Annotated in this window: 28 protein-coding genes and 1 tRNA gene; 15 read left to right on the plus strand and 14 right to left on the minus strand. The window is 69.2% G+C overall.

Going from position 1 to position 26,090, the window contains the following annotated elements:
* The first annotated feature begins 315 nt into the window (after window positions 1-315).
* A complete protein-coding gene (gene nosP, locus DS837_RS00550; RefSeq protein WP_149162984.1) occupies window positions 316-1,569 on the plus strand; it encodes a nitric oxide-sensing protein NosP in 1,254 nt (417 codons plus the stop codon).
* Window positions 1,566-4,283: a NahK/ErcS family hybrid sensor histidine kinase/response regulator gene (locus tag DS837_RS32480; protein WP_149162985.1), complete on the plus strand. Its 2,718-nt coding sequence runs from the start codon at window positions 1,566-1,568 to the stop codon at window positions 4,281-4,283. The genes nosP and DS837_RS32480 overlap by 4 nt, the downstream gene beginning before the upstream one ends.
* 95 nt (window positions 4,284-4,378) lie before the next feature.
* Here DS837_RS32480 and DS837_RS00560 read toward each other — a convergent pair whose 3' ends face one another.
* The 4 genes from DS837_RS00560 to DS837_RS00575 are packed head-to-tail and all read right to left on the minus strand — an operon-like array spanning window position 4,379 to window position 8,125.
* A complete protein-coding gene (locus tag DS837_RS00560; protein ID WP_149162986.1) occupies window positions 4,379-5,188 on the minus strand; it encodes an ABC transporter permease in 810 nt (269 codons plus the stop codon).
* On the minus strand, window positions 5,185-5,925 hold the full coding sequence (locus DS837_RS00565) for an ABC transporter ATP-binding protein (protein WP_149162987.1): 741 nt from the start codon (window positions 5,923-5,925) through the stop codon (window positions 5,185-5,187). Before DS837_RS00565 ends, DS837_RS00560 begins: the two co-directional genes overlap by 4 nt.
* Before the next feature lie 20 nt (window positions 5,926-5,945).
* Window positions 5,946-6,914, minus strand: a complete 969-nt coding sequence (locus DS837_RS00570) for a YVTN family beta-propeller repeat protein (protein ID WP_149162988.1) — start codon at window positions 6,912-6,914, stop codon at window positions 5,946-5,948.
* 38 nt (window positions 6,915-6,952) lie between these two features.
* A complete protein-coding gene (locus tag DS837_RS00575) occupies window positions 6,953-8,125 on the minus strand; it encodes an ABC transporter substrate-binding protein (RefSeq protein ID WP_149162989.1) in 1,173 nt (390 codons plus the stop codon).
* A 263-nt stretch (window positions 8,126-8,388) separates the two neighbouring features.
* Between DS837_RS00575 and pedF the strand changes: the two genes are divergently transcribed.
* From pedF to DS837_RS00605, 6 genes are all read left to right on the plus strand, one after another.
* Window positions 8,389-8,832, plus strand: a complete 444-nt coding sequence (gene pedF / locus DS837_RS00580) for a cytochrome c-550 PedF (protein WP_149162990.1) — start codon at window positions 8,389-8,391, stop codon at window positions 8,830-8,832.
* Window positions 8,833-8,843: 11 nt separating this feature from the next.
* Complete coding sequence (locus DS837_RS00585) at window positions 8,844-9,704, plus strand: substrate-binding periplasmic protein (RefSeq protein ID WP_149162991.1); 861 nt, start codon at window positions 8,844-8,846, stop codon at window positions 9,702-9,704.
* A 148-nt stretch (window positions 9,705-9,852) separates the two neighbouring features.
* A complete protein-coding gene (locus tag DS837_RS00590; protein WP_149162992.1) occupies window positions 9,853-10,653 on the plus strand; it encodes a quinoprotein dehydrogenase-associated SoxYZ-like carrier in 801 nt (266 codons plus the stop codon).
* Window positions 10,650-11,582 carry a quinoprotein relay system zinc metallohydrolase 1 gene (locus tag DS837_RS00595; protein ID WP_149162993.1) on the plus strand — a complete coding sequence of 311 codons (933 nt, stop codon included), beginning with the start codon at window positions 10,650-10,652 and terminating at the stop codon, window positions 11,580-11,582. The genes DS837_RS00590 and DS837_RS00595 overlap by 4 nt, the downstream gene beginning before the upstream one ends.
* Before the next feature lie 291 nt (window positions 11,583-11,873).
* A complete protein-coding gene (locus DS837_RS00600; protein ID WP_149162994.1) occupies window positions 11,874-13,625 on the plus strand; it encodes a methanol/ethanol family PQQ-dependent dehydrogenase in 1,752 nt (583 codons plus the stop codon).
* Between the two features lie 227 nt (window positions 13,626-13,852).
* Window positions 13,853-14,518: a response regulator gene (locus tag DS837_RS00605; RefSeq protein WP_014241328.1), complete on the plus strand. Its 666-nt coding sequence runs from the start codon at window positions 13,853-13,855 to the stop codon at window positions 14,516-14,518.
* A 182-nt stretch (window positions 14,519-14,700) separates the two neighbouring features.
* On the opposite strand, the gene DS837_RS00610 is transcribed toward DS837_RS00605, so the two are convergent.
* From DS837_RS00610 to DS837_RS00625, 4 genes are all read right to left on the minus strand, one after another.
* A complete protein-coding gene (locus DS837_RS00610) occupies window positions 14,701-15,135 on the minus strand; it encodes a hypothetical protein (protein WP_149162995.1) in 435 nt (144 codons plus the stop codon).
* Between the two features lie 90 nt (window positions 15,136-15,225).
* Complete coding sequence (locus DS837_RS00615) at window positions 15,226-15,996, minus strand: ABC transporter ATP-binding protein (protein WP_247889704.1); 771 nt, start codon at window positions 15,994-15,996, stop codon at window positions 15,226-15,228.
* On the minus strand, window positions 15,926-16,684 hold the full coding sequence (locus DS837_RS00620) for an ABC transporter permease (protein ID WP_149162997.1): 759 nt from the start codon (window positions 16,682-16,684) through the stop codon (window positions 15,926-15,928). Before DS837_RS00620 ends, DS837_RS00615 begins: the two co-directional genes overlap by 71 nt.
* On the minus strand, window positions 16,684-17,670 hold the full coding sequence (locus tag DS837_RS00625; protein ID WP_211102031.1) for an ABC transporter substrate-binding protein: 987 nt from the start codon (window positions 17,668-17,670) through the stop codon (window positions 16,684-16,686). Before DS837_RS00625 ends, DS837_RS00620 begins: the two co-directional genes overlap by 1 nt.
* A 412-nt stretch (window positions 17,671-18,082) precedes the next feature.
* Here DS837_RS00625 and DS837_RS00630 point away from each other — a divergent pair, with 412 nt between their 5' ends.
* On the plus strand, window positions 18,083-18,670 hold the full coding sequence (locus DS837_RS00630; protein ID WP_149162998.1) for a PQQ-dependent catabolism-associated CXXCW motif protein: 588 nt from the start codon (window positions 18,083-18,085) through the stop codon (window positions 18,668-18,670).
* 15 nt (window positions 18,671-18,685) lie between these two features.
* Here DS837_RS00630 and DS837_RS00635 read toward each other — a convergent pair whose 3' ends face one another.
* The 3 genes from DS837_RS00635 to DS837_RS00645 form a co-directional block, all read right to left on the minus strand.
* Window positions 18,686-19,078, minus strand: coding sequence for a c-type cytochrome (locus DS837_RS00635; RefSeq protein ID WP_137103422.1), 393 nt, complete (start codon window positions 19,076-19,078; stop codon window positions 18,686-18,688).
* Between the two features lie 147 nt (window positions 19,079-19,225).
* Window positions 19,226-19,621, minus strand: coding sequence for a (R)-mandelonitrile lyase (locus DS837_RS00640; RefSeq protein WP_149162999.1), 396 nt, complete (start codon window positions 19,619-19,621; stop codon window positions 19,226-19,228).
* Between the two features lie 109 nt (window positions 19,622-19,730).
* Window positions 19,731-19,817, minus strand: a tRNA-Leu gene (locus tag DS837_RS00645).
* Window positions 19,818-19,954: 137 nt separating this feature from the next.
* Between DS837_RS00645 and DS837_RS00650 the strand changes: the two genes are divergently transcribed.
* Window positions 19,955-20,482 carry a disulfide bond formation protein B gene (locus DS837_RS00650; RefSeq protein WP_114857606.1) on the plus strand — a complete coding sequence of 176 codons (528 nt, stop codon included), beginning with the start codon at window positions 19,955-19,957 and terminating at the stop codon, window positions 20,480-20,482.
* Window positions 20,479-21,114, plus strand: coding sequence for a demethoxyubiquinone hydroxylase family protein (locus DS837_RS00655; RefSeq protein WP_149163000.1), 636 nt, complete (start codon window positions 20,479-20,481; stop codon window positions 21,112-21,114). The genes DS837_RS00650 and DS837_RS00655 overlap by 4 nt, the downstream gene beginning before the upstream one ends.
* 33 nt (window positions 21,115-21,147) lie before the next feature.
* On the opposite strand, the gene DS837_RS00660 is transcribed toward DS837_RS00655, so the two are convergent.
* Both DS837_RS00660 and DS837_RS00665 read right to left on the minus strand, forming a co-directional pair.
* Window positions 21,148-21,312 carry a DUF1289 domain-containing protein gene (locus DS837_RS00660; protein WP_149163001.1) on the minus strand — a complete coding sequence of 55 codons (165 nt, stop codon included), beginning with the start codon at window positions 21,310-21,312 and terminating at the stop codon, window positions 21,148-21,150.
* 42 nt (window positions 21,313-21,354) lie between these two features.
* A complete protein-coding gene (locus tag DS837_RS00665) occupies window positions 21,355-21,918 on the minus strand; it encodes an HNH endonuclease (RefSeq protein ID WP_149163002.1) in 564 nt (187 codons plus the stop codon).
* 333 nt (window positions 21,919-22,251) lie between these two features.
* Here DS837_RS00665 and DS837_RS31930 point away from each other — a divergent pair, with 333 nt between their 5' ends.
* The 4 genes from DS837_RS31930 (at window position 22,252) to DS837_RS00680 (ending at window position 25,109) form a co-directional block, all read left to right on the plus strand.
* Entirely contained in the window at window positions 22,252-22,419 is a 168-nt protein-coding gene (locus tag DS837_RS31930) for a hypothetical protein (RefSeq protein ID WP_014241314.1), read from the plus strand.
* 107 nt (window positions 22,420-22,526) lie between these two features.
* Entirely contained in the window at window positions 22,527-23,378 is an 852-nt protein-coding gene (gene gluQRS, locus DS837_RS00670) for a tRNA glutamyl-Q(34) synthetase GluQRS (RefSeq protein ID WP_149163003.1), read from the plus strand.
* 168 nt (window positions 23,379-23,546) lie between these two features.
* Window positions 23,547-24,122 carry a PAS domain-containing protein gene (locus tag DS837_RS00675; protein ID WP_149163004.1) on the plus strand — a complete coding sequence of 192 codons (576 nt, stop codon included), beginning with the start codon at window positions 23,547-23,549 and terminating at the stop codon, window positions 24,120-24,122.
* Window positions 24,123-25,109 carry an ATP-binding response regulator gene (locus DS837_RS00680; protein WP_149163005.1) on the plus strand — a complete coding sequence of 329 codons (987 nt, stop codon included), beginning with the start codon at window positions 24,123-24,125 and terminating at the stop codon, window positions 25,107-25,109. It begins immediately after the preceding gene.
* Window positions 25,110-25,139: 30 nt separating this feature from the next.
* Here DS837_RS00680 and DS837_RS00685 read toward each other — a convergent pair whose 3' ends face one another.
* Window positions 25,140-25,988, minus strand: coding sequence for a DUF4743 domain-containing protein (locus tag DS837_RS00685; RefSeq protein WP_149163006.1), 849 nt, complete (start codon window positions 25,986-25,988; stop codon window positions 25,140-25,142).
* Between the last annotated feature and the right edge of the window lie 102 nt (window positions 25,989-26,090).

A 26,090-nucleotide genomic window follows, 5' to 3' on the forward strand; every position in this document is an offset into this window, starting at 1 on the left:
ATGCGGTATGCAGGATTCGACTTTGGGGCTTTCCCAGTCGGCACGGCCCCCGGGCGGTCTGATCCGTGTTCAGACCGGCTCCCCCGCGTGGCGGTGCATATGGAACCGAACTCAGGCGCTTTCCGCGACGGCGGAAGGCGCCTTTTTCGGCGCGTGGGAAACAATCCCGTTTTCGTTCTTAGACCATGGTCGCATGCCCGCACCCTTGCGCCGGCTTTGCCCGGCGGGCGGCGCTGAAGTAACCTATAGGTCATCCGCCCACGGTCCCCGACCCGCGTTTCGCGCATAGGGGGGCGGCTTGGGGTGATGGATGCCATGCCGTTGCTTTTCGGGACCCGCATTGTGACCAGCCAACCGGCCTCGGACGCTCTCCACTCCGATGCTCCGCCCAGTTCTCCCGCGACCAGCCCGTCCCTGCCGCGGGCCGTCTCGATGGCGGAGGACGCCCGCGCCGCCGCACGTGACCTGTTCGAGGGGCTGTGCGGACGGAACCCCGCCGCCGCGGCGGAGCTGGAGATGGTGCTGGTCTTCTGCTCCGCCCATTACGACCGGGTGGAACTGGCGGCGGCCCTGGCCGAGCTGTTCGGGCCGGTGCCGGTGGTCGGCTGCACCACGGCGGGCGAGATCACGCCCTTCGGCTACGCCGCCGGGTCGCTGGTCGGGATCGGCTTTCCGCGCGCCGACTTCACCATCGCCACCCAGCGCATCGACGACCTCGACCGCTTCTCCATCGCCGACGCGCCGCGCGTCCTGCGCAGCCTGATGGAGCAGCGCGACGTCGCGCTGGCCGCCCGCGCCGAGGCCTTCCCCGACCATGGCAGCTTCGCCTTCCTGATGATCGACGGCATGTCGCGGGCGGAGGAGATGGTGGTCAGCGCGCTGCACAGCGTGCTGATGGACATCCCGCTGTTCGGCGGTTCCGCCGGGGACGAGCTGCGCTTCGAGCGCACCTTCGTCCTGCACGAGGGGCGGTTCCACACCAACGCCGCCGTGCTGATGCTGGTCACCACGGCGCGCCGCTTCGTCGTCTTCCGGACCGAGCATTTCGTGGCGTCCGACGCCAAGATGGTGGTGACCGGCGCCGATCCGCAGCGCCGCATCGTCACCGAGATCAACGCCGAGCCGGCGGGCCGCGAGTACGCCCGCATGGTCGGGCTGGAGGGGGAGCCGCTGACCCCCCTGATCTTCGCCGCCTATCCCGTCGTCGTGCGGGTGGGGGGCGAGTACCATGTCCGCTCCATCCAGAAGGTCAACGACGACGAGAGCCTGACCTTCTACTGCGCCATCGACGAAGGGATCGTGCTGACCGTCGCCCGCGGCGTCGACCCCGTGGAAAATCTTGAGGAGATGATGCGCAAGCTGGCCGCGGAGGTCGGCGGGCCGCCGGATCTCGTGCTCGGCTGCGACTGCATCCTGCGCCGGCTGGAGCTGGAGCAGCGGCAGCTCAAGCACGTCATGTCGGCGGCGCTGGCGCGGCACAACGTCATCGGCTTCTGCGCCTACGGCGAGCAGTACAACGCCATGCACGTCAACCAGACCTTCACCGGTGTCGCGATAGGTGCGCGATGACGCTCATCTTCGACTGGCGGGAACCGTCCCGCCCACCCGCCGAACCGCCGCTCGCCACCCATCCGCCCTCATCCGACGAGCGCAGCCGGCTGGAGGCGCTGGAGCGCGAGAACGCCAAGCTCCGCCGCATCAACCAAGTGCTGATGGACCGGGTGGAGCGGTCGATGGACGTGCAGGGGGGCGCCTTCTCCCTGTTCCAGACCGCCATCGTCCTGGAGCAGAAGGTGCGCGAGCGCACGCTGGAGCTGGAGCGCGCCCTGCGCGAGCTGGAGGACAGCCACCGCGCGCTGGCCCGCGCCAAGGAGCTGGCCGACACCATGCGCGGCCGCCTGTCGGAGGCCATCGAGTCCGTCAATGAAGGCTTCGCCATCTTCGACAGCGACGATCGGCTGGTGCTGTGCAACAGCAAGTATCTCGCCCTGTGGCCGGAAATCCGTGACCGCATCCTGCCGGGCATCCGCTTCCAGGAGATCGCCGAGCTGGCGGCCTCCTCGCGCACCATCGCCGACGCCTACCCGCGGCCCGACCGCTGGCTGTCGGAACGGCTGGCCCAGCACCGGGCTCTGAAGGGTCCCTACGTATACCGGCTGGCCGACGGGCGCTGGGTCCAGGTGAACGAGCGGCGCACCCGCGACGGCGGGGTGGTCGGCGTCTACACCGACATCACCGACATCAAGGAGCATGAGACCCGCCGCCGCGAGCGCGAGCTGGCCGAGAAGTCGGCGCTCCTCCAGGCGACGCTGGACAACATCGCCCAGGGGGTCGGGGTGTACGACCGCGACCAGCGGCTGGTCGCCTGGAACGAGCGCTTCACCGGCCTGTTGCGCCTGCCCGCCAACGTGGCGGAGCGCGGGGCGGGCTTCGCCGACTTCGTGCTGCACCATGCGGCGCTCGGCGACCGCGGCCTGTCGCTGAAGGCGCTGATGATGCCGAGCTGCCTCGTCGAACAGCCCTGGCTGGACGGCACGGTCCTGGAGATCAGCCGCAACCCCATGCCGGGCGGCGGCTTCGTGCTGACCTTCACCGACATCACCGAGCGCAAGCGTGCCGAGCAGGCGCTGCGCGACAGCGAGGAACGCATCCGGCTGGTCACCGACGCCGTGCCGGCGCTGATCGCCTATGTCGACGCCGAGCAGCGCTTCCGCTTCGTCAACAAGGCCTACGAGGGCTGGTTCAACCGCAAGCGCGAGGAGATCGAGGGCCAGCCCATGTGGGCGGCGCTGGGCGACCTCTATTACGAGGTGCGGCGCTCCTACGTGCTGCGGGCGCTGGCCGGCGAGGAGGTGACCTTCGATTTGGAACTGCCGGGCGAGAACGGGTCGCCGCGCTACGCCGTCGCCACCTACATCCCGCATTTTGGCGAGCGGCGCGGCGGCGGCAAGCCGGAGGTGTTGGGCTATTTCGGCCTGATCCACGACATCACCGAGCGGCGCATGGCGGCGGAGGCGCTGGCCGACGCCAAGGACAGCCTGGAACGCCGCGTCGTCGAACGCACCGCCGAGTTGACCCGCCTCAACGGCCAGCTCCAGCAGGAGATCGCCGAGCGCATCGCCGCGGAGGAGGCCCTGCGGCTGGCCAAGGCGGAGGCGGAGCAGGCCAACCTGTCCAAGACGCGCTTCCTGGCGGCGGCCAGCCACGACCTGTTGCAACCGCTGAACGCGGCGCGGCTGTTCGTCTCGGCGCTGGGCGACCTGGAGCAGCCGGAGCCGAACCGCGGGCTGGTCGACAACATCGACGTCGCCCTGGCCTCGGTCGAGGACCTGCTGTCGGCGTTGCTGGACATCTCCAAGCTGGACGCCGGGGCGGTGCGGCCGGAGATCGCCGATTTCCCGATCAAGAGCCTGTTCGGCGCGCTGGCCACCGAATACGCGGCGGTGGCGAAGGAGCGCGGGTTGGACCTCTGCGTCGTTCCCAGCCACGCTGTGGTGCGCAGCGACATTCGGCTGCTGCGCCGGATTTTGCAAAATTTCCTGTCCAACGCCCTGCGCTACACCCAGGCGAGGAGGGGGGCGAAGGGCGGCGCCGGGCGTGTGCTGGTCGGTTGCCGGCGGACGCGCGAGGGCTTGCGGATCGAGGTGTGGGACACCGGCCCCGGCGTGCCGGCCGACAAGCTGGGCGAAATCTTCCAGGAGTTTCGCCGCCTCGACACGCCCTGCGCCAACGAGCGGGTGCGCGGCATGGGCCTCGGCCTCGCCATCGTGGAGCGGGTGGCGCGGATGCTCGACCATCCAATCACCGTGCGCTCGCAGCCGGGCCGGGGCTCGGTTTTCGCGGTAACGGTGCCCTTCGGCCGCTACGCCCGGCCGGTGCGCGCTCTGGAGGCGCCGGTGCAGACCGCCTCGAACCGGCTGGCCGGCACGCGGGTGCTGGTGATCGACAACGAGCCGGCGGTCCTGGCCGGCATGCGCGCCTTGCTGGAGGGCTGGGGGTGCAGCGTCGCCACCGCGGCGTCCGGCGACGAGGCGCTGGCTGGGCTGGGGGCGGTGGCGCCGGACGTGCTGTTCGCCGACTATCACCTGGATGACGGGGTGATCGGCTTCACCGAGATCGCGCGGGTGCGCGAGCGTTGCGGGGCGGATCTGCCGTCCGTCCTGATCACCGCCAACCGCACCGCGGAGGTGGTGGAGGAGGCGCAGGCCAGGGGCTGCCATGTGCTGAACAAGCCGGTGCGACCGGCGCAGCTTCGCGCGGTGATGACGGGGTTGCTGGGGTAGCCGTGCCCCCTCCCTAACCCTCCCCCGCCTTTGGCGAGGGAGGGGACAAACTCCTTCTCCTGCGCAGCGGGGGAGGGCCGGGGAGGGGGAAAACGCTACTCCCCGCCCGCCTTGCGCGCCAGGAACCCGCGCCCCGGGTTGTAGCCGTAGACCGCCCCGCCCAGGAACACCGCCAGCGCCAGCACCGTCCAGGCCAGCGCCGGCAGGTTCACGTCCAGATACAGCGCGAAGCGGATCAGCTCGACCGCCTGGCTGAAGGGGTTGACGGTGCACAGGACGTACAGAAGCTCTCCCGCCTCCTGCATCTTCCACAGCGGATAGAGCGCGGTGGACAGGAAGAAGGTCGGGAAGATGACGAAGTTCATCACGCCCGCGAAATTCTCCAGCTGCCGGATGGCCGAGGACAGCAGCATCCCCAGCGCCCCCAGCATCAGCCCGCTGACCACCAGCGCCGGCAGCACCGTGAGGTAGCCGAGCGGCGGCGCCTGCACCCCGTAGACCCAGGCGACGGCGAGGAAGGCATAGACTTGGAGGATCGACACCGCCGTCCCGGCCAGCAGCTTCGCCGTCAGCAGGAACCAGCGGGGCAGGGGGCTGACCAGCAGCATCCGCATGCTGCCCATCTCGCGGTCGTAGACCATCGACAGCGAGCTTTGCATCCCGTTGAACAGCTGCACCATCCCGGCGAGGCCGGGGACGATGTAGACCTCGTAGGGGATGTAGGTCTCGTAGGGCGGGGTGATGGCGATGCCCAGCGCCGCGCGGAAGCCCGCCGCGAAGACGAACAGCCAGAGCAGCGGGCGGACCAGCGCCGACAGGAAGCGCTCCCGCTGGTGGACGAAGCGCAGCACCTCGCGCCCGACGATCCCGCCGAGAGCGCGCGCGTAATGGGCAAAAGCCGTCACGCCGCCTCCTTCGCGGTCAGCCGGGTGAAGCTCTCGGTCAGCGTGTCCGCCCCGGTCGCGCGGTTCACCTCCGTCACCGGTCCGGCGGCGCGGACCCGGCCGCGGTGGATCACCACGACGCGGTCGCCGTCGCTGATCTCGTCGATCAGGTGGGTGGCCCAGAGCACGGCGATGCCGCGCTCCCGGCACAGCGCGTGGACATGCTCGACGATGGCGCGCCGCGCCGGGACGTCCAGTCCGACGGTCGGCTCGTCCAGCACCAGCAGGGCCGGCTCGTGCAGCAGGGCGCGGGCCAGCTCCACCCGGCGGCGGTGCCCGCCGTTCAGCGCCCGCACCGTTTCGCCGATGCGCTCCGCCATGCCCAGCCGCTCCAGCGACTCCCGCGCCCGCGCCTCGGCGGTGCGGCGGGGGATGCCGTGCAGGGCGGCGAAATAGAGCAGATTCTGCCGCACCGTCAGGTCGAGGTCGAGGGTGGGCTGCTGGAACACCACCCCCATGCGGCCGAGCGCCCTTGCCGGCTCCCGCCGCAGGTCGATGCCGCCGATGCGGATGGTGCCGCCCGGCGATTCGAACAGGCGGGTGACCAGAGCGAACAGCGTCGTCTTGCCGGCTCCGTTGGGGCCGAGCAGGGCGGTGAAGGACCCCGCCCCGACCGCCAACGACACGTCCTTCAGCGCGAAGGTTCCGCGTCCGTAGGCGTAGCTCAGCCCTTCGACCGATAGCGCCGGTTCCGCCATGCCCTTATCCCTTCAACAGCTTAGCCCTTCACCGCGACACCCCAGGGGTAGCGGCCGACCTTGATCGACTTGACGACCTTCAGGCTGTCCACGTCGATCACCGACACGTCGCCCGACACGCCGTTGGTGGCGTAGAGCCGCTTCTGGTCTGGCGACAGGTCCAGCTGCCAGACGCGGCGGCCGACCAGCAGATAGTCCTTCACCGCGAAGGTCTGGGCGTCCACCACCGCGACATGGTTGGCCGGGCCGAGCGCCACGAAGGCATAGCGCCCGTCATCGGTCAGCTTGATGCCCACCGGCTGGATGCGGTCCTGGGGCACGCCCTTGATCTTGAAGCGGATGGTCTGCGCCACCTTGCGGCTGGCCGTGTCGATCACCGACAGGGTGCCGCCGATCTCCGCCGACACCCACAGGCGGCTGCCGTCCTTGTTGAACTGGGCGTAGCGCGGGCGGGCGTCGACCAGCGTGTTGTCGACGACGGCGCGCTTCTCGGTGTCGATCCAATGGACCATGTTCGTCGTCTCCGACGTGTTCACCGCCCATTTGCCGTCGGGGCTGACCGCCATGCCTTCCGGCTCCACACCCACATCCACCTGATAGGCGACCTTGCGGCTGGGCACGTCCACGATGGTGACGACGTTGCTCTCCTCATTGGCGATGAACAGGTGCTTGCCGTCGGGATGCAGGGCGAACAGCTCCGGATCCTCGCCCGAGGGCAGGTTGTGCAGGATCTTCTTGGTCGCGAGGTCCATCACCTGCACCGTGTCGTCGTCGCTGGCGCAGATGTAGAGGTGCTTGCCGTCCGCGCTCAGCGTGATGCCGCGGGGGCGCCGTCCGACCTTCACCGTCTCCGTCACCGTCAGGGTCGCGCCGTCGATGATGGACAGGGTGTTGTCCTTCTCGTTCGAGACATAGACGGTCTCCGCCAGGGCGGGCAGGGCGCAGCCGGCCAGCAGGGCGGCGAGGAGAAGGGAGCGGGCGGTGGTCATCGGGGCGGCGTCCTCTTGGCGGAAATGATTGAGACGAATCAGCGTCGGCAGCCGGTTTCGGGCTGGTCGTGGCCCAGCGTGTCGAGTTCGGTCTTGGGGTGCAGGAAGCCGTCTTGCGGCGAGACGGACACCAGCGAGCGGTCGGCGGCGAGAAGCACCGGCTGGCGGAGCTGCCCGTCCCAGCTGCGGAAGGACAGCGGTACGCCCTTGAAGGCGGCCAGCGTGAAATCCGGCCCGCGGATGTAGGCGGCCAGCGCCGCCGGATCGGTGGAGCGGGTGCGCGTCGCCGCCTCGCCCACCGCGCGGATGGCCGCCCAGACGGCGTGGTCGCGGGACGACATGACGCGCTGGGCGGCGGCCTTGAAGCGGGACTGGAGCTGTGCCGCCCCCCACGCCTCGTGGGCGCGGTGCCAGTTGGTGGGGACGAGGCCCTGCGTGCCGGCGACCGGGCGGGGCTCCCAGGTGCGATACAGGACGTAATCGCCGAAGTCGCCGATCTCGTCGGCGACGATCACCACGTCGTGGCGCTTGCCCTGGGTGAAGACCGGCATTTCGGCCTGCGCGGTGCGGCGGGCGTCGTGGTCCTCGCTCCAGGTCTTCTCCTCGACCACCTCGGCGCCGAAGCGCTTGGCCGCCCGCTTGACCGCGGCGGCGTAGAGCCGGTCCTCGGGCCGGGTGCCGACGATCAGCAGCCATTTCGTCCAGCGCTTGACCGCCAGATACTGGGCCAGCGCGTCGGCGAGCATGGCGCGGTCGGGTGCCGTGTGCAGCAGGTTGGGCGCGCACAGCGCGTTGCGCAGGATGTCGTCGGTGGAGCCGGCGTTGAACAGCAGCAGGTTCGCCGCCTCCGGCAGGCGGGCCAGCGCGCCGGGCGTCTCGCCGGGCAGGTCCAGCACGACGATGCGGTGCCCGGCGGCGGCGAGGTCGCGCAGCGCCTGCGCCGGGTCGCCGCCGATGGGCACGGTCACCGCCTCCAGCTCGAAGCGCTGCTTGAGGAAGCGGCCGGTGGAATTGTTGTCCGCCACGGCGAGTTGGGCGCCGGCCAACCCATCGTCGTCGGGCGGTTCGTCGAGGTTGGACAGGGCGGGGGGATGCTCGACCTCCTGCGTCAGGTAGGCGATGCGGACCATCGAAGTGTCCGCGGGCGCCGCCTCCTGCGAAAAGGCGGCCGGCGAGGCGCACAGCCCGCCGGCCAGCAAGGCGATCTGCATCAAGGAGGGTAACCAAAGGCTGAAACGCATCGCGGGTTTGCACTCGCCTGGTTTCGGGAGACCAGGGTATCCCCGCCGGGCGGCGTCCCGGAATGCAACTTTGGTACGATTGCGCGGTCGGAAAATTGCGGTTCGGTCCGATCGCGGCGGGCTCGGCGCACGGTTGCTACCAAAGTCCAATTATTGGCGTCGCGGACCGCCCGCTATGCTCCGGGCCAACGGACAACGCTCCCTTCGCATTTTTCTGAATGAGGACGCCCCTTATGAACGCACGGCTTCTCCGGCTTGTGACGGCCGGTTTCCTGACCGGCGCGGCCGCCGTCGCCTCCACGGTTGTCCCCACGGCGGCCTTCGCCCACGGCGACGTGACCCCCCAGGCGGTGGACACCACCGGCCTCGACAAGCTGGGCGAGGACTGGCGCGACGCGAACCCCTACCGCGGCAACCCGCGCGCGATCGAGATCGGGTCCTCCGCCTTCAACCAGAACTGCGCGCGCTGCCACGGGCTGGGCGCGGTGTCGGGCGGCATCGCCCCGGACCTGCGCTTTCTGGACAAGGGCGACATCGGCGACGAGTGGTTCAAGGAGCGGGTGATCAACGGCTCGATCCGCAACGGGGTCACCTACATGCCGCGCTTCGGCGAGGCGCTGGGCCAGGAGGCGCTGTGGGCCATCCGGTCGTGGCTGGAGACGGTGCACGAGGAATGAATGCGTTTGGAATGACGGGGCTTCCGACGCGACGCCACCTGCTCTCCTTCGCCGCCGCCGCGCTGGCCGCCGGGGTTCTCCCCCGGCGCGCCGGCGCGCGCCCGTTGGACGACGTGGTGGCCGCCGGGCGGCTGATGGTCGCGGTCTACCGCGACAACCCGCCCTTCTCCCACCGCAAGAACGGTGCCCTGGTCGGTGTGGACGTGGACATCGCCCGCGCCATCGCCGGGCGGCTGGGCGTCGGCGTCGAGTTCATGGAGCTGACCGCCGGGGAGGCCGTGTCGGACGACCTGCGCAACGCGGTGTGGCGCGGCCCGGTCGTCGGGGGCGGCGTGGCCGACGTGATGATGCATGTGCCCTATCAGAAGGAGTTCGGGCTGCGCAACCCCGAGGCCGTGCTGTTCGGCCCCTACCAGCGGGAGGGTTTCGCGCTGGCCCGCAACCCGATGCGCATGACCCAGCCGATGCTGGCCTCCCTGCCCGACGAGCCGGTGGGGGTGGAGATCGACAGCATCCCCGACTTCTATCTGCTGGGGGCCTTCGGCGGGCGGCTGCGCGAGCGTCTGGTCCATTACATGACGATCCCCGAGGCGGTCGAGGCCCTGGTCAAGGGCGATGTCGCCGCCGTCGTCGCGACGCAGAGCCAGGTGGAGGCCGCGCTGGGCGACCGCGCCGCCGGCTTCCCCATCACCCCGGTGACCTTCCCCGGCATGATGGCGTCGAGCTGGGACATCGGCATGGCCGTGAAGGAGAACTCCCGCGACCTCGCCTATGCGGTGGGGGATGCGGTGACCGCGATGCTGGAGGACGGGACGCTGCCGGAGATCTTCCGGAAGCACGGGGTGACGCACAACGCGATTCCGGTGGAGTGATGCGTCTGCGGCCCCCTCCCTAACCCTCCCCCGCTCTCGCGGGAGAGGGGACTGCCGCCGCCTTTGCCCAAATCCCCTCCCTCGCCAAAGGCGGGGGAGGGTTAGGGAGGGGGCCGAGAGTTCGCACAAGACTGAGAACGGGGGGTACATGAACCGCCATCTCGCCGCCGCGGCGCTCCTGGCCGCGCTCTCCAACCCGGCTTATGCCGGCCCGCCGGACCCCGCCGACCCGCTCGCCTCCGTCATGTGGGACGTGCTGCGGCCGGAGCTGTTCGGAACGGCTCCCGTGCAATTCGACGACCGCGTGACCGTCACCGCCCCCGACAACGCCGAGAACGCCGCCGCCGTCCCGGTGATGGCCGACGCCACGGCGCTGGGCGCGGTGGAAGAGATGGTGCTGTTCGCCGACCTCAACCCCTTCCCGGTCATCCTGCGCTTCCAGCCGCTGGCGGCAAAGCCGGTGATCGCCACGCGCTTCAAGGTGCAGCAGGCGACGCCGCTGCGCGCCGCCGCCCGCACGCCGGACGGCGTCTGGCACATCGGCGGCAAGCTGCTCGACGCGGCGGGCGGCGGCTGCACCGCGCCGCCGGCCACCTACGCCGCCGCCGACTGGGCCGACCATGTGGGCGAGGTGCAAGGCCGTGCCTGGGCGCCGAGCGGAGAGGACAAGGCGACGCGCGTGCGCTTCCTCGTCCGCCACCCGATGGACACCGGTCTGGTCGCCGGCATCCCCGCCTACTTCATCGAGGCGCTGACCCTGCGCGACGCCGACGGGCGGGCGCTGGCCCGGCTGCAGACGGCGGAGCCGCTGTCCGAGAACCCCGTCTTCACGCTGGAGGTTCAGCCCGCAGCGGGCGCGCGCAGCCTGACGCTCGACGGGCGCGACAACCAGGGCGGCGAGGTCAAGGCGGCCATCCCGCTGCCTTGGGTCCAAGGGGTGCTGCCATGAGAGCGCTCGTCGCCCTTCTCCTTCTGATCGCCTCCGCCGCGCCCGGCTGGGCCGCGGGCCCGCTGAGCTATCACCTGAAGCCCGTCGCCATCGCGCCGGACACCTGGGTCTTCGAGGGCACGCGGGAGCATTTCACCCGCACCAACGGGGGCAACATCCTGAACCCCGGCTTCATCGTGACCGACGACGGGGTGATCGTGATCCAGACCGGCCCGTCGCGCCGCTTCGGCGAGGAGATGCGCGCGGCCATCGCCACGGTCACCGACAAGCCGATCCGCAAGGTCTTCGTCAGCAACCTGCACCCCGACTATTGGTTGGGCAACCGCGCCTTCGCCGACGTGCCCATCGCCGCGCTGCCCGGCACCATCGAGGGCATCAAGGCCGAGGGTCCGGGGATGACCGAGAACATGTACCGCCTCGTCGGCGACTGGATGCGCGGCACCGAGCCGCTGGTCCCGACCGAGACGGTCTACGGCTCCACCGTCGTCTTCGGCGCGCACCGGCTGCGGCTGATCCCGCTGGAGGGCCACACCGCCGCCGACCTCGCCATCCTGGACGAGACGACGGGGGTGCTGTTCGCCGGCGGGGTCGTCTTCTCCGACCGGACGCCGACGACTCCCCACGCCGATGTTGCCAAGTGGCTGGCGGCGCTGGACGCCCTGGACGCGCTGGAGGTGACGGTTCTGGTGCCGAACCACGGGCGCATCCGCTCCGACAAGGCCGCCATCGCCCAGACCCGCAACTGGCTGACCTGGCTGGACCGTACGCTGCGCGAGCGGGCGGAGGCCGGGGCCGATATGGCCGAACTGCTCGACGCGCCGATCCTCGAGCGCTTCGCCGGGATGGGCGTGCTGCGCGAGGAGTACCGGCGCTCCGTCTCCCACCTCTGGCCGCGGATCGAGCAGGCCGTATTGCCGCGGGTGAATTGAAGCCGTTCGCAATGAAACGGTTCGTGTCCTCCAGCAGAACGCTCCGCCCATTCGACTATTTGCCAATGGACCTCAATCGGAGCGCCGGTAAACTGCTTTATTGTCAGAAGGATAGGGGCTTCGCGATGCCGCATCGCCCCTGCGTCGAACCCCTGATTGTTCCGAAAAGAAGCCGAGGACGGGCGGACGAGGCAGACGGATTCCGCCAATTCGTCTGCGCATGATCATTTGTCTACACATGATCTCTGCCCGCGACTCCGGCTGTCCATTCCCCTGGGAGGTATCCGCACCATGAAGCGTCTCTTCCGCACCTGCCTTCTTGCGAGCGCCATGGCCGCCGGCCTTGGCCTGAGCGGCCCCGCATTGGCCGCCGATGGGCCGAGCAACGACGACCTGCTGAACGACGCCAAGTCGACGGGCGACGTCCTGACCTACGGCATGGGTCCTCAGGCGCAGCGCTTCAGCCCGCTCGACAAGCTGAACCCGGACACCGTCAAGGGGCTGGTGCCGGTGTGGTCCTTCTCCTTCGGTGGCGAGAAGCAGCGCGGGCAGGAGTCGCAGCCGATCATCCATGACGGCACGATCTACGTCACCGGCTCCTACTCACGCCTCTACGCCGTGGACGTCAAGACCGGGCAGAAGAAGTGGCAGTACGACCACCGCCTGCCCGAAGGCATCATGCCCTGCTGCGACGTGGTGAACCGCGGCGCCGCGCTCTACAAGGACAAGATCTACTTCGCGACGCTGGACGCCCGTCTGGTCGCGCTGAACAAGGACACCGGCAAGGTCGTCTGGTCGAAGAAGATCGAGGACTACAAGGCCGGCTATTCGGCGACCGCCGCCCCGCTGATCGTCGACGGCAAGGTCATCACCGGCAATTCCGGCGGCGAGTTCGGCATCATCGGCATGGTCGAGGCGCGCGACGCCGAGACGGGCGAGCTGGTCTGGCAGCGCCCGACCATCGAGGGCAACATGGGCACCCTCAATGGCAAGGAATCGACCATGACCGGCGTGATGAACGCCAGCTGGACGGGTGATCTCTACAAGACCGGCGGCGGCGCCACCTGGCTGGGCGGCACCTACGATCCGGAAACCAAGACGCTGTTCTTCGGCACCGGCAACCCGGCGCCCTGGAACTCGCACCTGCGTCCGGGCGACAACCTCTACACCTCCTCGACCCTGGCCATCGACCCGGCCAACGGCGACATCAAGTGGCACTACCAGACCACGCCGCACGATGGCTGGGACTTCGACGGCGTGAACGAGCTGGTGTCCTTCGACCTGAAGAAGGACGGGCAGACCATCAAGGCCGGCGCCAAGGCCGACCGCAACGGCTTCTTCTACGTGCTGGACCGCACCAACGGGAAGCTGCTCAGCGCCTCGCCCTTCGTCACCAAGATCACCTGGGCCAAGGAGATCGACGTGAAGACCGGGCGGCCGGTCTACAACGACGACAACCGTCCGGGCACCCCGGTCGGTGCTGAAAAGGGCACGTCGGTCTTCTCCGCTCCGGCCTTCCTCGGCGCCAAGAACTGGATGCCCATGGCCTACAGCCCGGCGACGGAGCTGTTCTACGTCCCGGCCAACGAGTGGGGCATGGACATCTGGAACGAGCCGATCACCTACAAGAAGGGCGCCGCCTATCTGGGCGCCGGCTTCACCATCAAGCCGCTGTATGACGACTACATCGGCGCGCTGCGCGCCATCGACCCGAAGACCGGCAAGATCGTCTGGGAATACAAGAACCCGGCGCCGCTGTGGGGCGGCGTGCTGACCACCGGCGGCAACCTCGTCTTCACCGGCACGCCGGAGGGCTATCTGAAGGCGTTCGACGCCAAGACCGGCAAGGAAGCCTGGAAGTTCAACACCGGCTCCGGCGTCGTCGGCTCCCCGGTCACCTGGGAACAGGACGGCGAGCAGTATGTGGCCGTGGTCTCCGGCTGGGGCGGGGCGGTGCCGCTGTGGGGCGGCGACGTTGCCAAGCTGGTCAAGGACATCAACCAGGGCGGCTCGCTCTGGGTCTTCAAGCTGCCGAAGGCCTGAGGGGGAAAAGCCCGTGCCGTGACCGGACCAGGAAAGGGCGGCCCGAAAGCTTCGGGCCGTCTTTTCTTGCGAATCGCTTGCAACAGGATTTGGAGCGGGATTTGAAACGGAATTGCCTACGATCGGCTGTTTTGGCGAATACCCGTTCCCGTCCTTGCGCATTCTTGAACGGTCCGGCATGATCGCACTCGGAAACGCCCCGAAACAATGAGCGTGGAAACCACGCCATGAGCCGAATTCTGATTGCGGACGATCATCCGCTGGTGCGCGACGCCCTGCGCAGCGCCGTCCTCTATTCCTGCCAGGCGCAGGAGATCCACGAGGCCGGTTGCCTGGACGAAACCATCTCCATCCTCGACTCCATGCACGGCGGCAAGGGGGAGCCGGACCTCGTCCTGCTCGACCTCAACATGCCGGGCATGAACGGGCTGACCGGGCTGATCGCCCTGCGCCGCCGCTTCCCGGCCATCCCCGTCGCCGTCGTCTCGGCGCACGAGGACCGCAAGGTGATGCTGGAGGCGGTGCGCTGCGGCGCCGCCGGCTTCATCCCCAAATCGACGCCGCGGGACGCCATCGCCGGCGCGCTGCGCCAGATCCTGGCCGGGGAGGTCTATCTGCCCGCCTCGGTCGAGGAGGGGGCGGCGGCGGAGGATGAGGAAACGGCGGAGATCGCCCGCCGCCTGTCCACCCTGACCGCACAGCAGCTCCGCGTGCTGGAGATGCTGGGCACCGGCAAGCTCAACAAGGAAATCGCCTATGAGCTGAGCATCACGGAAACCACCGTGAAGGCCCATGTCTCGGCGATCCTGCAAAAGCTGAAGGTCTACAGCCGCACCCAGGCCGTGGTCTTCGCCAACCGGCTGCAACTGGAAAAGGCCCGCTTCGGCATCTGAGGTTCCCTCTCCCGTCCCGGGAGAGGGAAGGGGCCCGCGCGAAGCGTGGGAAGGGTGAGGGTACCGCCAAGGATCGGTGGCTTGATCCTCGCACGACCCTCACCCGGCCGTTCGGGCCACCCTCTCCCGGGGCGGGAGAGGGGTGGAGCGCCAATGACGATGGCCCTGCGGGCCTTTACCGTTCAGCGGTTCCGCATCCGCCGCGCGTCCGCGGCGGCGCGCGCCGCCTCCTGCCCCGGATCGCCACGCCCGAAGCCGAGCGGCACCGGGCCGTCAAGCCATCCGAAGCCGTCCAGGGCGTGGCCGTCGAACTCCGTCCAATCCGACCAGTCCTTGTCCTTGCTGCGCCGCTTCGCCTCCGCCTTGCGCACGGCGCGCCGGGCCTCCAGGCCGGGGTCGCGCCGCCCGAGCTGCTCGTCGCGCGTCGTCCGTTCGATGATGACGATGGAGGACCCGGTGACCGAATCGCCGATGATCGCCAGATCGCGCGACCGGTCGGCGTGGTTGGGGCCATGGGAGCCGGATTGCAAAATCACGATCTCCCCGGCGCGCGCCGCGCCGGACGGGAGCGCCAGGCCGGCGCCCAGCAGGAACAGGGGCAGGAACAGGGTGTGCATCGTCGTCTCCGCCGGTTTCGTCGCAGCGGGACAGGCTGCGCCCGGCGGACGGCGGCGGGTGTGAGCCGCTTCACAGTTTCGGCGAAAGTGTCAGGCGAGCAGCCGGAAGGCCGGGTCGGGCCGGGACAACAGCTCCGCCCGCACGCGCTCGACCAGCGCGTCGTCGCGCAGCGCGCGCGGCGTTTCCAGCGGCACCTCCGCCGCCACCCGCGTCGGGCCGGGGGCCATCACCAGGATGCGGTCGGCCAGCTGGATCGCTTCGCGCAGATTGTGGGTGACGAACAGCACGGTGGCCGGGGACCGCTCCAGCATCGTTGCGAGGAGGGCGCGCATCCGCTGCGCCGTCGGTTCGTCCAGCGAGACGAAGGGCTCGTCCATCAGCAGCAGGCCCGGCTCCACCGCGAAGGCGCGGGCGAGCGCCACCCGCCGCGCCATGCCGCCGGACAGGCGGGCCGGGTATTCGTCGGCCACCGCCTCCAGCCCCATGGCGGCCAGCCAGCGCTCCGCCGTCCCATCGTTCCGCCGCGCCTTGGGGAGCACCAGCGCCACATTCTGCCGCACCGTGCGCCAGGGCAGCAGGCGGGGCGTCTGGAAGACGCAGCCGAGCACCGGCTCCGGCCCGCCGAAGTCCAGCGTTCCGTCGAAGTCGCGGTCCAGCCCGGCGGCGATGGTCAGAGCGGTGGTCTTGCCGCAGCCGGACGGGCCGACCAGCGCCAGGAATTCGCCCGGCGCGGCCGTCAGCGACAGGCCGCGGATGACCTCCCGCCCGGCGAAGCGCTTGGAGCGGATCTCAAGCCTCAGCGCGTACCGGCCGCCAGCGGGTGAGCCGCTGCTCGACGGGTTGCAGGACGCAGAGTTCAAGGAGTTGGACGACGGCCACGAAGGCGACGGTGTACGCAAGAATGCCGGCCACATCGAACATCTGGAAAAAGAGGTGGATCTGGAATCCCACACCGTCGCTGCGGCCCAGAAGCTCGACCACCAGCACGATCTTCCAGATCAGCGCAAGGCCGGACCGCGCCGCCGCGGCGAAGTAGGGGGTGAGTTGGGGCAGCAGCACATGGCGCAGCACATCGGACCGCGCCATGCGGAAGGTCCGCGCCATCTCGACATACTGCTCGTCGATGGCGCGCGTCCCTTCGCGGAGGACGACCACGACGTTGGGGATCTTGTTGACGGCGACCGCGCCGACCGCCGCCGCCTCGGTCAGGCCGAACCAGACATAGGCGAGCACGATCACGACCAGCGCCGGGATGTTCAGGAACACGGTCAGCCACAGCCCGAACAGCCGGTCCGCGGTGGCCGAGCGGCCGAGCAGGATGCCCAGCGCCGAGCCGATGGACATGGCGATGGCGAAGGCCGCGGCCATGCGCGCCAGCGTGATCCCCAGGTGATGGAACAGCGCGCCGTCCGCCGCCTCGCGGACCAGCACGGAGAGCACGGCGGCGGGGCCGGGCAGGCTGCGGCTGGCCGCCAGTTCCGCGGCGGCGGCCCACAGCCCGACCAGCAGAGCCAGCGACAGGACCGGGGCCAGCCGCCGCCACCGCATCAGAAGCGGACCCCCGGCCAGAAGGTGCCGTCCGGCAGGGCCATGGCGTTGCCCACCAGTTCCCGTCCGCCGAGCTTGGCCATCAGCCCGTAGAGCCTGGCCGCGGCCTCCCGCTCCTCCTCCGTCCAGCGCTCGGGGATGCCGGCGCGGAACTGGTCGCGCAACGCCGCCCAGGTGGCCTCGTCCTCCGCCTTCATCAGCGGGCGCAGCCGGTCCCACTCCGCGTCCGATTGGGCCATGATCGCCTTGGCCTTGCGCGAGGCGGCGACGAAGGCGTCGAGCGCCGCCGGGTTGGCCTTGGCCCAGCCCTCATGGAAGACGAAGCCGACCGCCGGCACCTGGGCCGTCAGGCCGAGGTCCCGCATCATCCCATCAACCCCGATGACCGTCCGCATCCCCGCCGCCTGGAGCCGGGCGGCGTAGGGCCAGAAATTCAGCACGGCGTCCAGCTCCCCCGTCGCGGCCTTCTGGTTCAGCAGGGGCGGGGCGGCGAAGACCGGCGTCGCCGTGGCGTCGAGGTCGAGCGCGTAGCGGTCGCGGGCCAGCGCCTTCAGCAGCAGCCAGCTCTTGTCGATGGGCGTTCCGGCGACGCCGATGCGTTTGCCCTTGAGGTCCGCGACCGAAGCGATGGGGGAGGCCGCCGGCACCATCAGCGCGCCGACCGCCGCGGAATGGGGGATGAAGGTCAGGTCGGCCCCCGCCGCGCGCTGGCGGGCCACCCACAGCCAGTCGCTGGCGATCATGTCCACCGCGCCGCCCTGCAGGGCGATCTGCGCTGCCTGACCGCTCGCCAGCTCCATCAGCTTCAGCTCGAAGCCGGCGGCCGCGTCCAGCCGGTGGTGGCGGATGACGTCCAGCTCCCAGCTGACCGTGCCGAACTTCAGCACCCCGATGGTCACCGAGGGCCGGTCCGCCGCGCGTGCCACCGTGGCGACGCAGACCAGCGCCAGGACCAGCAGGAGCCGGACGAGAGGCATCAGGCGCATGACGCCACCCCTGCGTCAAAAATTGCATTTGTATGGAGATCGTGCCGCGCCATGGTTGCGCGGTGGACAGGGCGGCGGATTGGCCACCGCCCGTGTCCCATCACAAGGAGGCGTGGAGGATGGAAAAGATCCTCACTCTCCTGATCCTGCTGCTTCGGGTGATCAGGGACATCCTTGATCTCCTGAACCGCTAAGGATCGGGCCGGGAGGCAGGAGGGGCAAATCTCCTGTCTCCCTAGCCTGATGATGATGCGTCCTGCGGTCGTTTGCAAGGCAGGCCTCTGCGGTGCGGTGGCGCAGCGGAACGCGGGAATCCCACGACGGCGAACGCTGAGCTTAGGCCCCGCCCGCCGGTTCCCGGTATTCGACTATCGGGCAACTTGACCCTGTTGGGCACGGGGGGATTTCGTGGATGCCGCAGAACAATGGGGGAGGGAACGTGGTGCGCGCAGGATGGCTGGGCGCCGCCGGGTTGGCGCTGTTGCTGGCCGGGCCGGCGGGAGACGCCGCGGCGGATGTTGTCCCGGTGCCGGACGGCTACCGGATGACCGAATACCGGTCGCCGACTCCGGCCTCGCTGCCCGGTGCCGAAACGGTGGACACGGCGCAGGCCCGCGCGCTGGTGGAGTCGGGTGCCGCTCTTCCCATCAACGTGATGAAGCTGGACCGCAGCACGCTGCCCGGCGGCCCCTGGCTGGTGGCGAAGCCCTTTCCGCAGATCCCCGGCAGCGTCTGGCTTCCCAACGTCGGGCTTGGGGCGCTGACGCCCGAGCTGGATGGCTATTTCCGGGCCAACCTGGAGCGGCTGACCGGCGGCGACCGCGGGCGCGGCCTGCTGTTCTACTGTCTGGCGGATTGCTGGATGTCGTGGAACGCGGGCAAGCGCGCCCTGGAGATGGGCTACCGACGCGTCCTCTGGTACCGCGACGGGGCGGACGGCTGGGCCGAGGCGGGCCTGCCGACCGAGGACGGGAAGCCGGTTCCGGTCGCCGCACCGTAACCGGCTTTTCGATGCTTACTGCTTCAGCGACTTCAGGAAGGCGATTAGATAGTCCTGCTCCGCCGGATCGGTGATGGCGACGTGCCGCATGCGGGTGCCCGGCACGAAATTGTCGTTGCCGGCGATCCAGTGGCGCAGGTTGTCCTCGGTCCAGGTGATGTTGGACGCCTTCAGCGCGTTGGAATAGTCGAAGCGCGGGATCGAGCCGGCCTTGCGCCCGACGACGTTGTACAGGCTCGGGCCGAAGGCGTTCTTGCTGGAATCCAGCGAGTGGCAGGCCGCGCACTGATGGAAGATCTGCTTGCCGGCGGCCTCTTCCGCCGTCTTGGGCTGCGGCCCGCTTTCGGCGTTGGCCGTGCCGGCAGCAAGCAGAAGGGCGGCGGCGATGACGAATCTGGAAACGGTCATGTGAGATGGCTCCCCAGCCAAAACTCCGCGGCGCCGGTCGCGGCGGCGGTCGATGCCGCGCATTTTAAGGGGCTGGGTCGGGCCGCCGAATTGGACTTTGGAACAAGCCCGCAATGGCAATGAGGTCTTGGGGCCGTTTCCGCCGCTTCACGCCCCGTACTGCTCGTCGGTGACCTTCTCCATCCAATCGACGGCCTTGCCGTCAAGCTGCTCCTGGATGGCGATGTGGGTCATGAACGTGGTCGGCGAGGCGCCATGCCAGTGCTTCTCGCCGGGCGGGAACCAGACGACGTCGCCGGGGCGGATCTCCTCGATGGGGCCGCCTTCGCGCTGGACCCGGCCGAAGCCGGCGGTGACGATCAGGGTCTGACCCAGGGGATGGGTGTGCCACGCCGTGCGGGCGCCGGGTTCGAAGGTGACGCTGGCCGCCGCCGTGCGGGCCGGGGCGTTGGCCTGGATGATGGGGTCGATGCGGACCGTGCCGGTGAACCAGTCGGCCGGTCCGGTGACGGATGGCTGCGCGCCAACCCGGGTGATGTCCATGGTCGAATCCTCCGCTCGCTGCCCCAAATCCGGGGCCGTCTGGCAGAAACAGGCGGGGAGGGCGGATGTGGCCTTGCGGCGGTCCGTGGAACAGGCACAGGAGGGAAGATGGTGCGGGCGGTCGGACTCGAACCGACATATCCGTGAGGACGGCGGATTTTGAGTCCGCTGCGTCTACCAATTCCGCCACGCCCGCACGGTGCCTGCCGGACCCGGCGCTTGCGGCGACCGGTGCCCGCTATATAGAGGGGAAACCGCCCTGGGACAAAGTGTTTTGTGCGGACGCGTCGGCGTGTCTGGCCTAAGCCTGTGGGGCGCGCTAATCTCACCCGCATGACGAACCGCCTCCCCATCGACGATCCGCGCTACACCGCCGGGCTTCTGGCCATCGCCAGCGCCGGCGTGCTGGCCGCCGCGCTGTTTTTCCAGTTCGTGCTGGGCTACCAGCCCTGCGTCCTGTGCCTGTGGCAGCGCGTGCCCTACGGCGCGGTGATGGCCTTCGGCATCGTCACCCTGCTGTTCCGCCAGTGGCGCGGGCTGGGCGATGCGCTGCTGGTGGCGAGCGGGCTGGCCCTTCTGGCCGGCGCCGGGATCGCCGCCTACCATGTGGGGGTGGAGCAGCATTGGTGGGCCGGCACCTCGGCCTGCGGCGCCAGCGGACGCGCGCCCCAGACTCTGGAGGAGCTGCGCGCCCAGGTGCTCGCCGCCCCGGTCACCCGCTGCGACGAAGTGGCGTGGTCGCTGTTCGGGATTTCGATGGCGGGCTACAACGTCGTGATTTCGCTGGCGCTGTCCGCCTTCGCCTTCGCGGCGGCCCGCGCCGCCTACATCCGGACCTCGGTTTCCAGGACCTTCGCATGACCCCGCCCGACAGCACTGCCATCAGCATCGCCGCCGCTTCCGCCCCGTCCGCCCCCCCGTCCGCCGGCGAGTCGCCCGCTCCGCGGCCCCGCCCGCGCGGGCGCCTGCCCGGCGACCCGACCCCGGAACAGCGGCTGGCGCGGATCGTGCGCGTGGACCATGCCGGCGAGTATGGGGCCAAGCGCATCTACGAAGGCCAGCTCTCGGTCATGGGCCGGGGGCGGCACGCCAAGACCCTGCGCCACATGGCCGACCAGGAGCTGGAGCACCTCCAGTATTTCGAGAAGCAGCTCGTCGCCCGTCAGGTGCGGCCGACCGTGCTGCAGCCGCTGTGGCACGTCGCCGGCTTCCTGCTGGGCGCCGGGACGGCGGTGATGGGCGAGCGGGCGGCCATGGCCTGCACCGTCGCCGTCGAGCAGGTCATCGACGGCCATTACGAGGCGCAGTTGAAGCACCTCGGCCCGGAAGAGGAGGAGCTGAAGACCTCCATCCTCAAGTTCCAGGCGGAGGAGGTGGAGCACCGCGACATCGGCCTGCTCAACGGCGCGGAGCAGGCCCCGGCCTATCCGGTGCTGTCCGCCGCCATCAAGGCCGGCACCAAGGCGGTCATCTGGGTGGCCGAGCGGGTGTGACCGGCGCCCACTCCGGCGGAAACCGGAGCGGACTCAGGCGGCCTTGCCGTCCGCTCCAGTCTGCGCCGGAGTAGAGGCCGGAGTGGGCGCCGGGGCGGGCGGCGTGCCGTAAATCTCGTCCTCGCTCCGCCCGCAGCCTTCGCAATAGCCGTCCTCGCCGATGATGCAGATGCCCACGCAGGGATTCTCGTCGTCCATACCCAAATCTTCCCCGGTCCATTCTTCCCGATTGCGGCGTTTCTACATCGGATCGAGTTCGGTGTCCCAATAAAGAAAATCCCGCCAACTTTCGTGAAGGAAGTTTGGCGGGAATGCACGTCCGTTCTCTTGAAGCTGGTAGGCACTCGGCTGGAACGGGGGACTGAGGGGGATCATGCCGCAACTGTGCGGCAGCCAGTTTCCCTTCGCCAGATTGCAGGCCGAGCAGGAGGTGACGACGTTGTCCCAGGTGGTGCGCCCGCCGCGCGACCGTGGGATGACGTGGTCGAAGGTCAGTTCCTGCGTGGGAAAGTGGTGGCCGCAATACTGGCAGGTGAAGCGATCGCGCAGGAAGACGTTGAAACGGGTGAAGGCCGGCCGCCGCGTCGCCGGGATGAACTCCTTCAACGAAATGACGCTCGGCAGTTTGATCTCGAACGTGGGGGATCGGACGACGCGGTCATATTCGGAGATGATGTTCACCCGGTCCAGAAAAACGGCCTTGACCGCCTCCTGCCAGGACCAGAGCGACAGGGGGAAGTAGCTGAGCGGCCGGAAGTCGGCGTTCAGCACCAGGGCCGGACAGTGATCGGGTGGTGGAGCCAATGGCCACTCCCTTATCTGAGACGTGTCTGGAACCTTGTCTGGTGTTCCGCTCCCCCATGCGGGATGACACGCCGCCGGGTGACCAGAACACCAGATACATAGTTGATTTGTGGTTCGAACTCAATATGTCGCGCCGCACTGCGTCATTTCTTCACGATCCTGTAACCCTTTCGATGGGCAGGGCTCCGACGTTTCCGGGCGACCGGCAGGATGCCTGTGACATTTGGTTGTGAAGCCTTGATCGTGCATTTTCCGACATCGTGGTTACTGAGCGTTAACCATGCTCTGGGATGGTGGCAGCGCCCTAGGGGGACGCTTTCAAAGGGAACATCCATGAGCGCCACGATCATCGACCTTGCCGAGAAACGCGCCGAGCGCGAGGAGCGCGACCGCCAGCGCCGCATCGACGCCTTCGACCGCGAACTGCGCCGCCGCCTCGCCATGTATCTGGAGGGTGAGGACATCCCGGTCGAGCCGATCAAGGACAATCCCTACATCTGACCGCCCCTACATCTGACTGCCCCTACATCTGACCGCCCTTTGCACCCCCACCCGTTGCGCCCGTAGTCCCGCATGCAGGCCGGGCGCGGTTGGGGTATAAGGCGGGGATGACCGACGTCGTCACCCGCTTCGCGCCGAGCCCGACCGGCCATCTCCACCTCGGGCATGCCCATTCCGCTCTGTTCGGCTGGACCGCCGCCCGCAAGGCCGGAGGGCGCTTCCTTCTGCGCATCGAGGACATCGACCCGCAGCGCTGCCGTCCCGAGTTCGACCGCGACCTGCGCGAGGATCTGGCCTGGCTGGGCCTGACCTGGGAAGAGCCGGTGCGCCGCCAGTCGGAGCATCTGGACGATTACCGCGCCGCGCTGGCGCGCCTCGCCGATCTGGGCGCCGTCTATCCCTGCTTCTGCACCCGCAAGGACATCGCCGCCGAGATCGCCCGCGCCGGCCACGCGCCGCACGGGCCGGACGGTCCGCTCTATCCCGGCACCTGCCGCGGCCTGTCGGACCTGGAACGGCAGGATCGCATCGCCGCGGGCGCGGCCTATGCCCTGCGGCTGGATGTGGAAAAGGCCATGGCCATGACCGGGCCGCTGCGCTGGCACGACCGGCGGCGCGGCTGGCAGGATGCCACGCCGGGCATCCTGGGCGACGTCGTCCTGGCCCGCAAGGACGCCCCGACGAGCTATCATCTGGCGGTCACCGTGGACGACCATCTTCAGGGTGTGACCCTGGTGACCCGTGGCGACGACCTGTTTTTCGCGACACACGTGCATCGCCTGCTTCAGGAACTCCTTCGAGTCGGCGCTCCTGATTATCATCATCACTCTTTGATGGTGAATGAACGGGGTGAGCGCCTTGCCAAGCGCGACAACGCCAAGACCTTGCGATCTCTTCGGGAAACGGGGCGAACGGCGGCGGCGGTGCGCGCCCTGTCCGGCTTTCCGGAAGAGTTATGATCTACAACCAATTGTGTATTACAGTGGCGGGAAATCTATCCGTTTGAGGCGGGTCGCCTGGAATCTTCTTCCTCTTGCACGTATCTTTTGAATCTCGACCGATTGTTTGTCCTGCCCAACGGATGGCGCCAAACGGTTGGCCGGCTTGCAATCCGAAGGGGGCAAGCGATGCGAGAGGAGGATGTGGCGGGGGGCGACCGTCGTCCCGCCGACCCCGCCGGACTGCGGCGGGTCTTCGACACGATCGGCGTGGCGATTGCCCTGCTCGATCGGCAAGGACGCATTGTCGATCTCAACGCGGCGATGCAGCGCGCCATCGGATGCCCGCAAGATCTGCTGATCGGGCAAGCCATGGCCGGCGCGTTCGTCTGGGGCGGCCGGGAGGACGCGGCGGAGCGCTTCGCCCAGGCGATGGCCGCCGCGGGCCGTGGGCTGGTCCAGGAACTGGCCCTGACGGGTGACGGAAACTGGCTCGACATCGTGCTGACGCCGCTGCCGGCGGAGTCCGGCGGAGAGGCCGGGGGCATCGTCATGACCGCGACGGACGCCAGCCGCCGCATGGCCGTGGAGGCACGGCTGCGCGGACAAGGCGAGTCTCTGCGCGCCGCGCGGGACGAGGTGAAGCGCGCCGGCCAAGCCAAGGTGCGCTTCCTGGCCGCCGCCAGCCACGACCTGCGCCAGCCCGCCCAGTCGCTGACGCTGTTCGGCGCGGTCCTGGCGGAGCGGTTGTCCGATCATCCGTAATTGCCGCTGGTCCAGACGATGAACCGGGCGGTCGAGGCGATGCGCGGCCTGCTCGATGCGCTGCTGGACGTGGCCCGGCTCGACTCCGGGATCGTCTCGCCCGACATGGCCCCTTTCGCGCTGGCCGAAATGATGGAGCGGTTGAAGACCGACTACGGCCCGCGCGCGGCCGCCAAGGGGCTGAAGCTGCGGGTGCGCCCGCTGAAGGCGCAGGTCCGCAGCGACGCCGCCCTGCTGGAACGGCTGTTGCGCCACCTGCTCGACAATGCGGTGCGCTACACGGCTTCGGGTGGCGTCCTCCTGGGGTGTCGGCGGCGGGGCATGATGCTGTGCATCGAGGTGGCGGACACGGGCGTCGGCATCCCCACCGACAAGCTCGACGAGATTTTCGAAGAGTTCGTTCAGCTCGGCAACGTGGAGCGCGACCGCAGCCGCGGCCTCGGCCTCGGGCTGGCGGTGGTGAAGAGGCTGTCGCATCTGCTCGGCCTGCCCGTCCGCGTGCGGTCGCGTCCGGGGCGGGGCACTTGCTTTACGGTGGAGGTTCCCTTGCACGCTTCCTGGAATCCCAACGCGATGGAACGCGCCATGCCGTCGTTGGACCGATCCGGTGCGCTGGCGCTGATCATCGACGACGAGGAGCTGATCCTGCAAAGCCTGCGGCTGGTGCTGGAGCAATGGGGGTGGGATGTGCTGGCCGCCGCATCGGGAGAGGAGGCGCTGCGCCAACTCGACGGGGCGGAGCGGCTTCCCGACGTCATCATCGCCGACTACCGCCTGCGCTACGGCCGGACGGGGGTGGACGCCATCCGCGACATCCACGCCTTCGCCGGTGACCTCATCCCGGCGATCCTGCTGACCGGCGACACCAGTCCCGACCGCATCCGCGAGGCGCGGCGCAGCGGCTTCACCGTCCTGCACAAACCGGTCACCCTGTCGGAGCTGTCGTCCCACCTGGAGGAGGCGCGGGCGCGCGCCGCGGCGGAGTGACCGTGGCCGTGACCGTCGAGGTTGCGGCGTCTACCGCCGCAGGCCCGTGACGATCTCCAGATAGTCCGGTTCCTCCGGCGTCAGCCAGCCGTGACGGACGAGGAAGTCGATGACGACGAGGGGCACGTTGAATTTCCAGTCCTTCGTCGTGCGCACCGACTCCGCGACGCGGTCCAGCGGCCACAGCTCGAAGTGCTCGACCTCGCCGTCGGTGTTCCGCGGGACGAAATCCGCGTCGAGTTCCAGGTCGTAGAGGAACAGCGTGTCCTGCTTCAGCCCGGCCTCCGTCTCCATGCGGTAGGTGACGGCCCCGACGGGTACGGCGCGGGCCGCCAGGGCAGCGTCCACCCCCGCCTCCTCCTGCGCTTCCTTGACGAGGTTCTCCGCCAGCGTCAGGCCGATGGGCTGGCCGCCGGCGATCAGGTTGTCCAATTTGCCCGGCGCCACCTCGCGGTCTCTGGCGCGCCGTCCGATCCACAGCGACAGGCCGCCGTCCGGCTGGCGGACGAAGCCGTTGACGTGCAGCCCGTAGGCCGGGGTGCCGAACTGCGCCACAACCGCGCGGTCGATGCGCATCAGCGGCTCCGCCCCCCAGGCCGGCATGACCGGGTAGAACTCGCCGCGCAGGGCGGAGACCGTCCCCGTCTCGACGAGGAACTGGGCGGCGTGCGCCAGCACCGAGGACCGCGCCTCGAAATCGCGGACCTCCGGGGCCAGCGTCACCCGGTCGGCGGTGACGACGAAGCCCGGATCGACGCCGGGAAGCTGCTCGGCCAGCGCGTGGCGGACCCAGCCGAGGCGATGCCCTTCCAGCTCGAACGGACGGAAGCCGGAGAGGTCGTGCGCGTTGCACGCGCGGATGTGGTCGAGGAAGCTCATGCGACTCCGTGTAGCCGCAGCACCCCCCGCCGTGCAACCGTTCTTCCGTGAGCCGTTCCCGGTCAGCCGGCCAGCCGGTTGCAAAGGGCGTGCATGCGGCGT

This window comes from Azospirillum brasilense, assembly GCF_008365405.1.
GTDB lineage: Bacteria > Pseudomonadota > Alphaproteobacteria > Azospirillales > Azospirillaceae > Azospirillum > Azospirillum brasilense_D.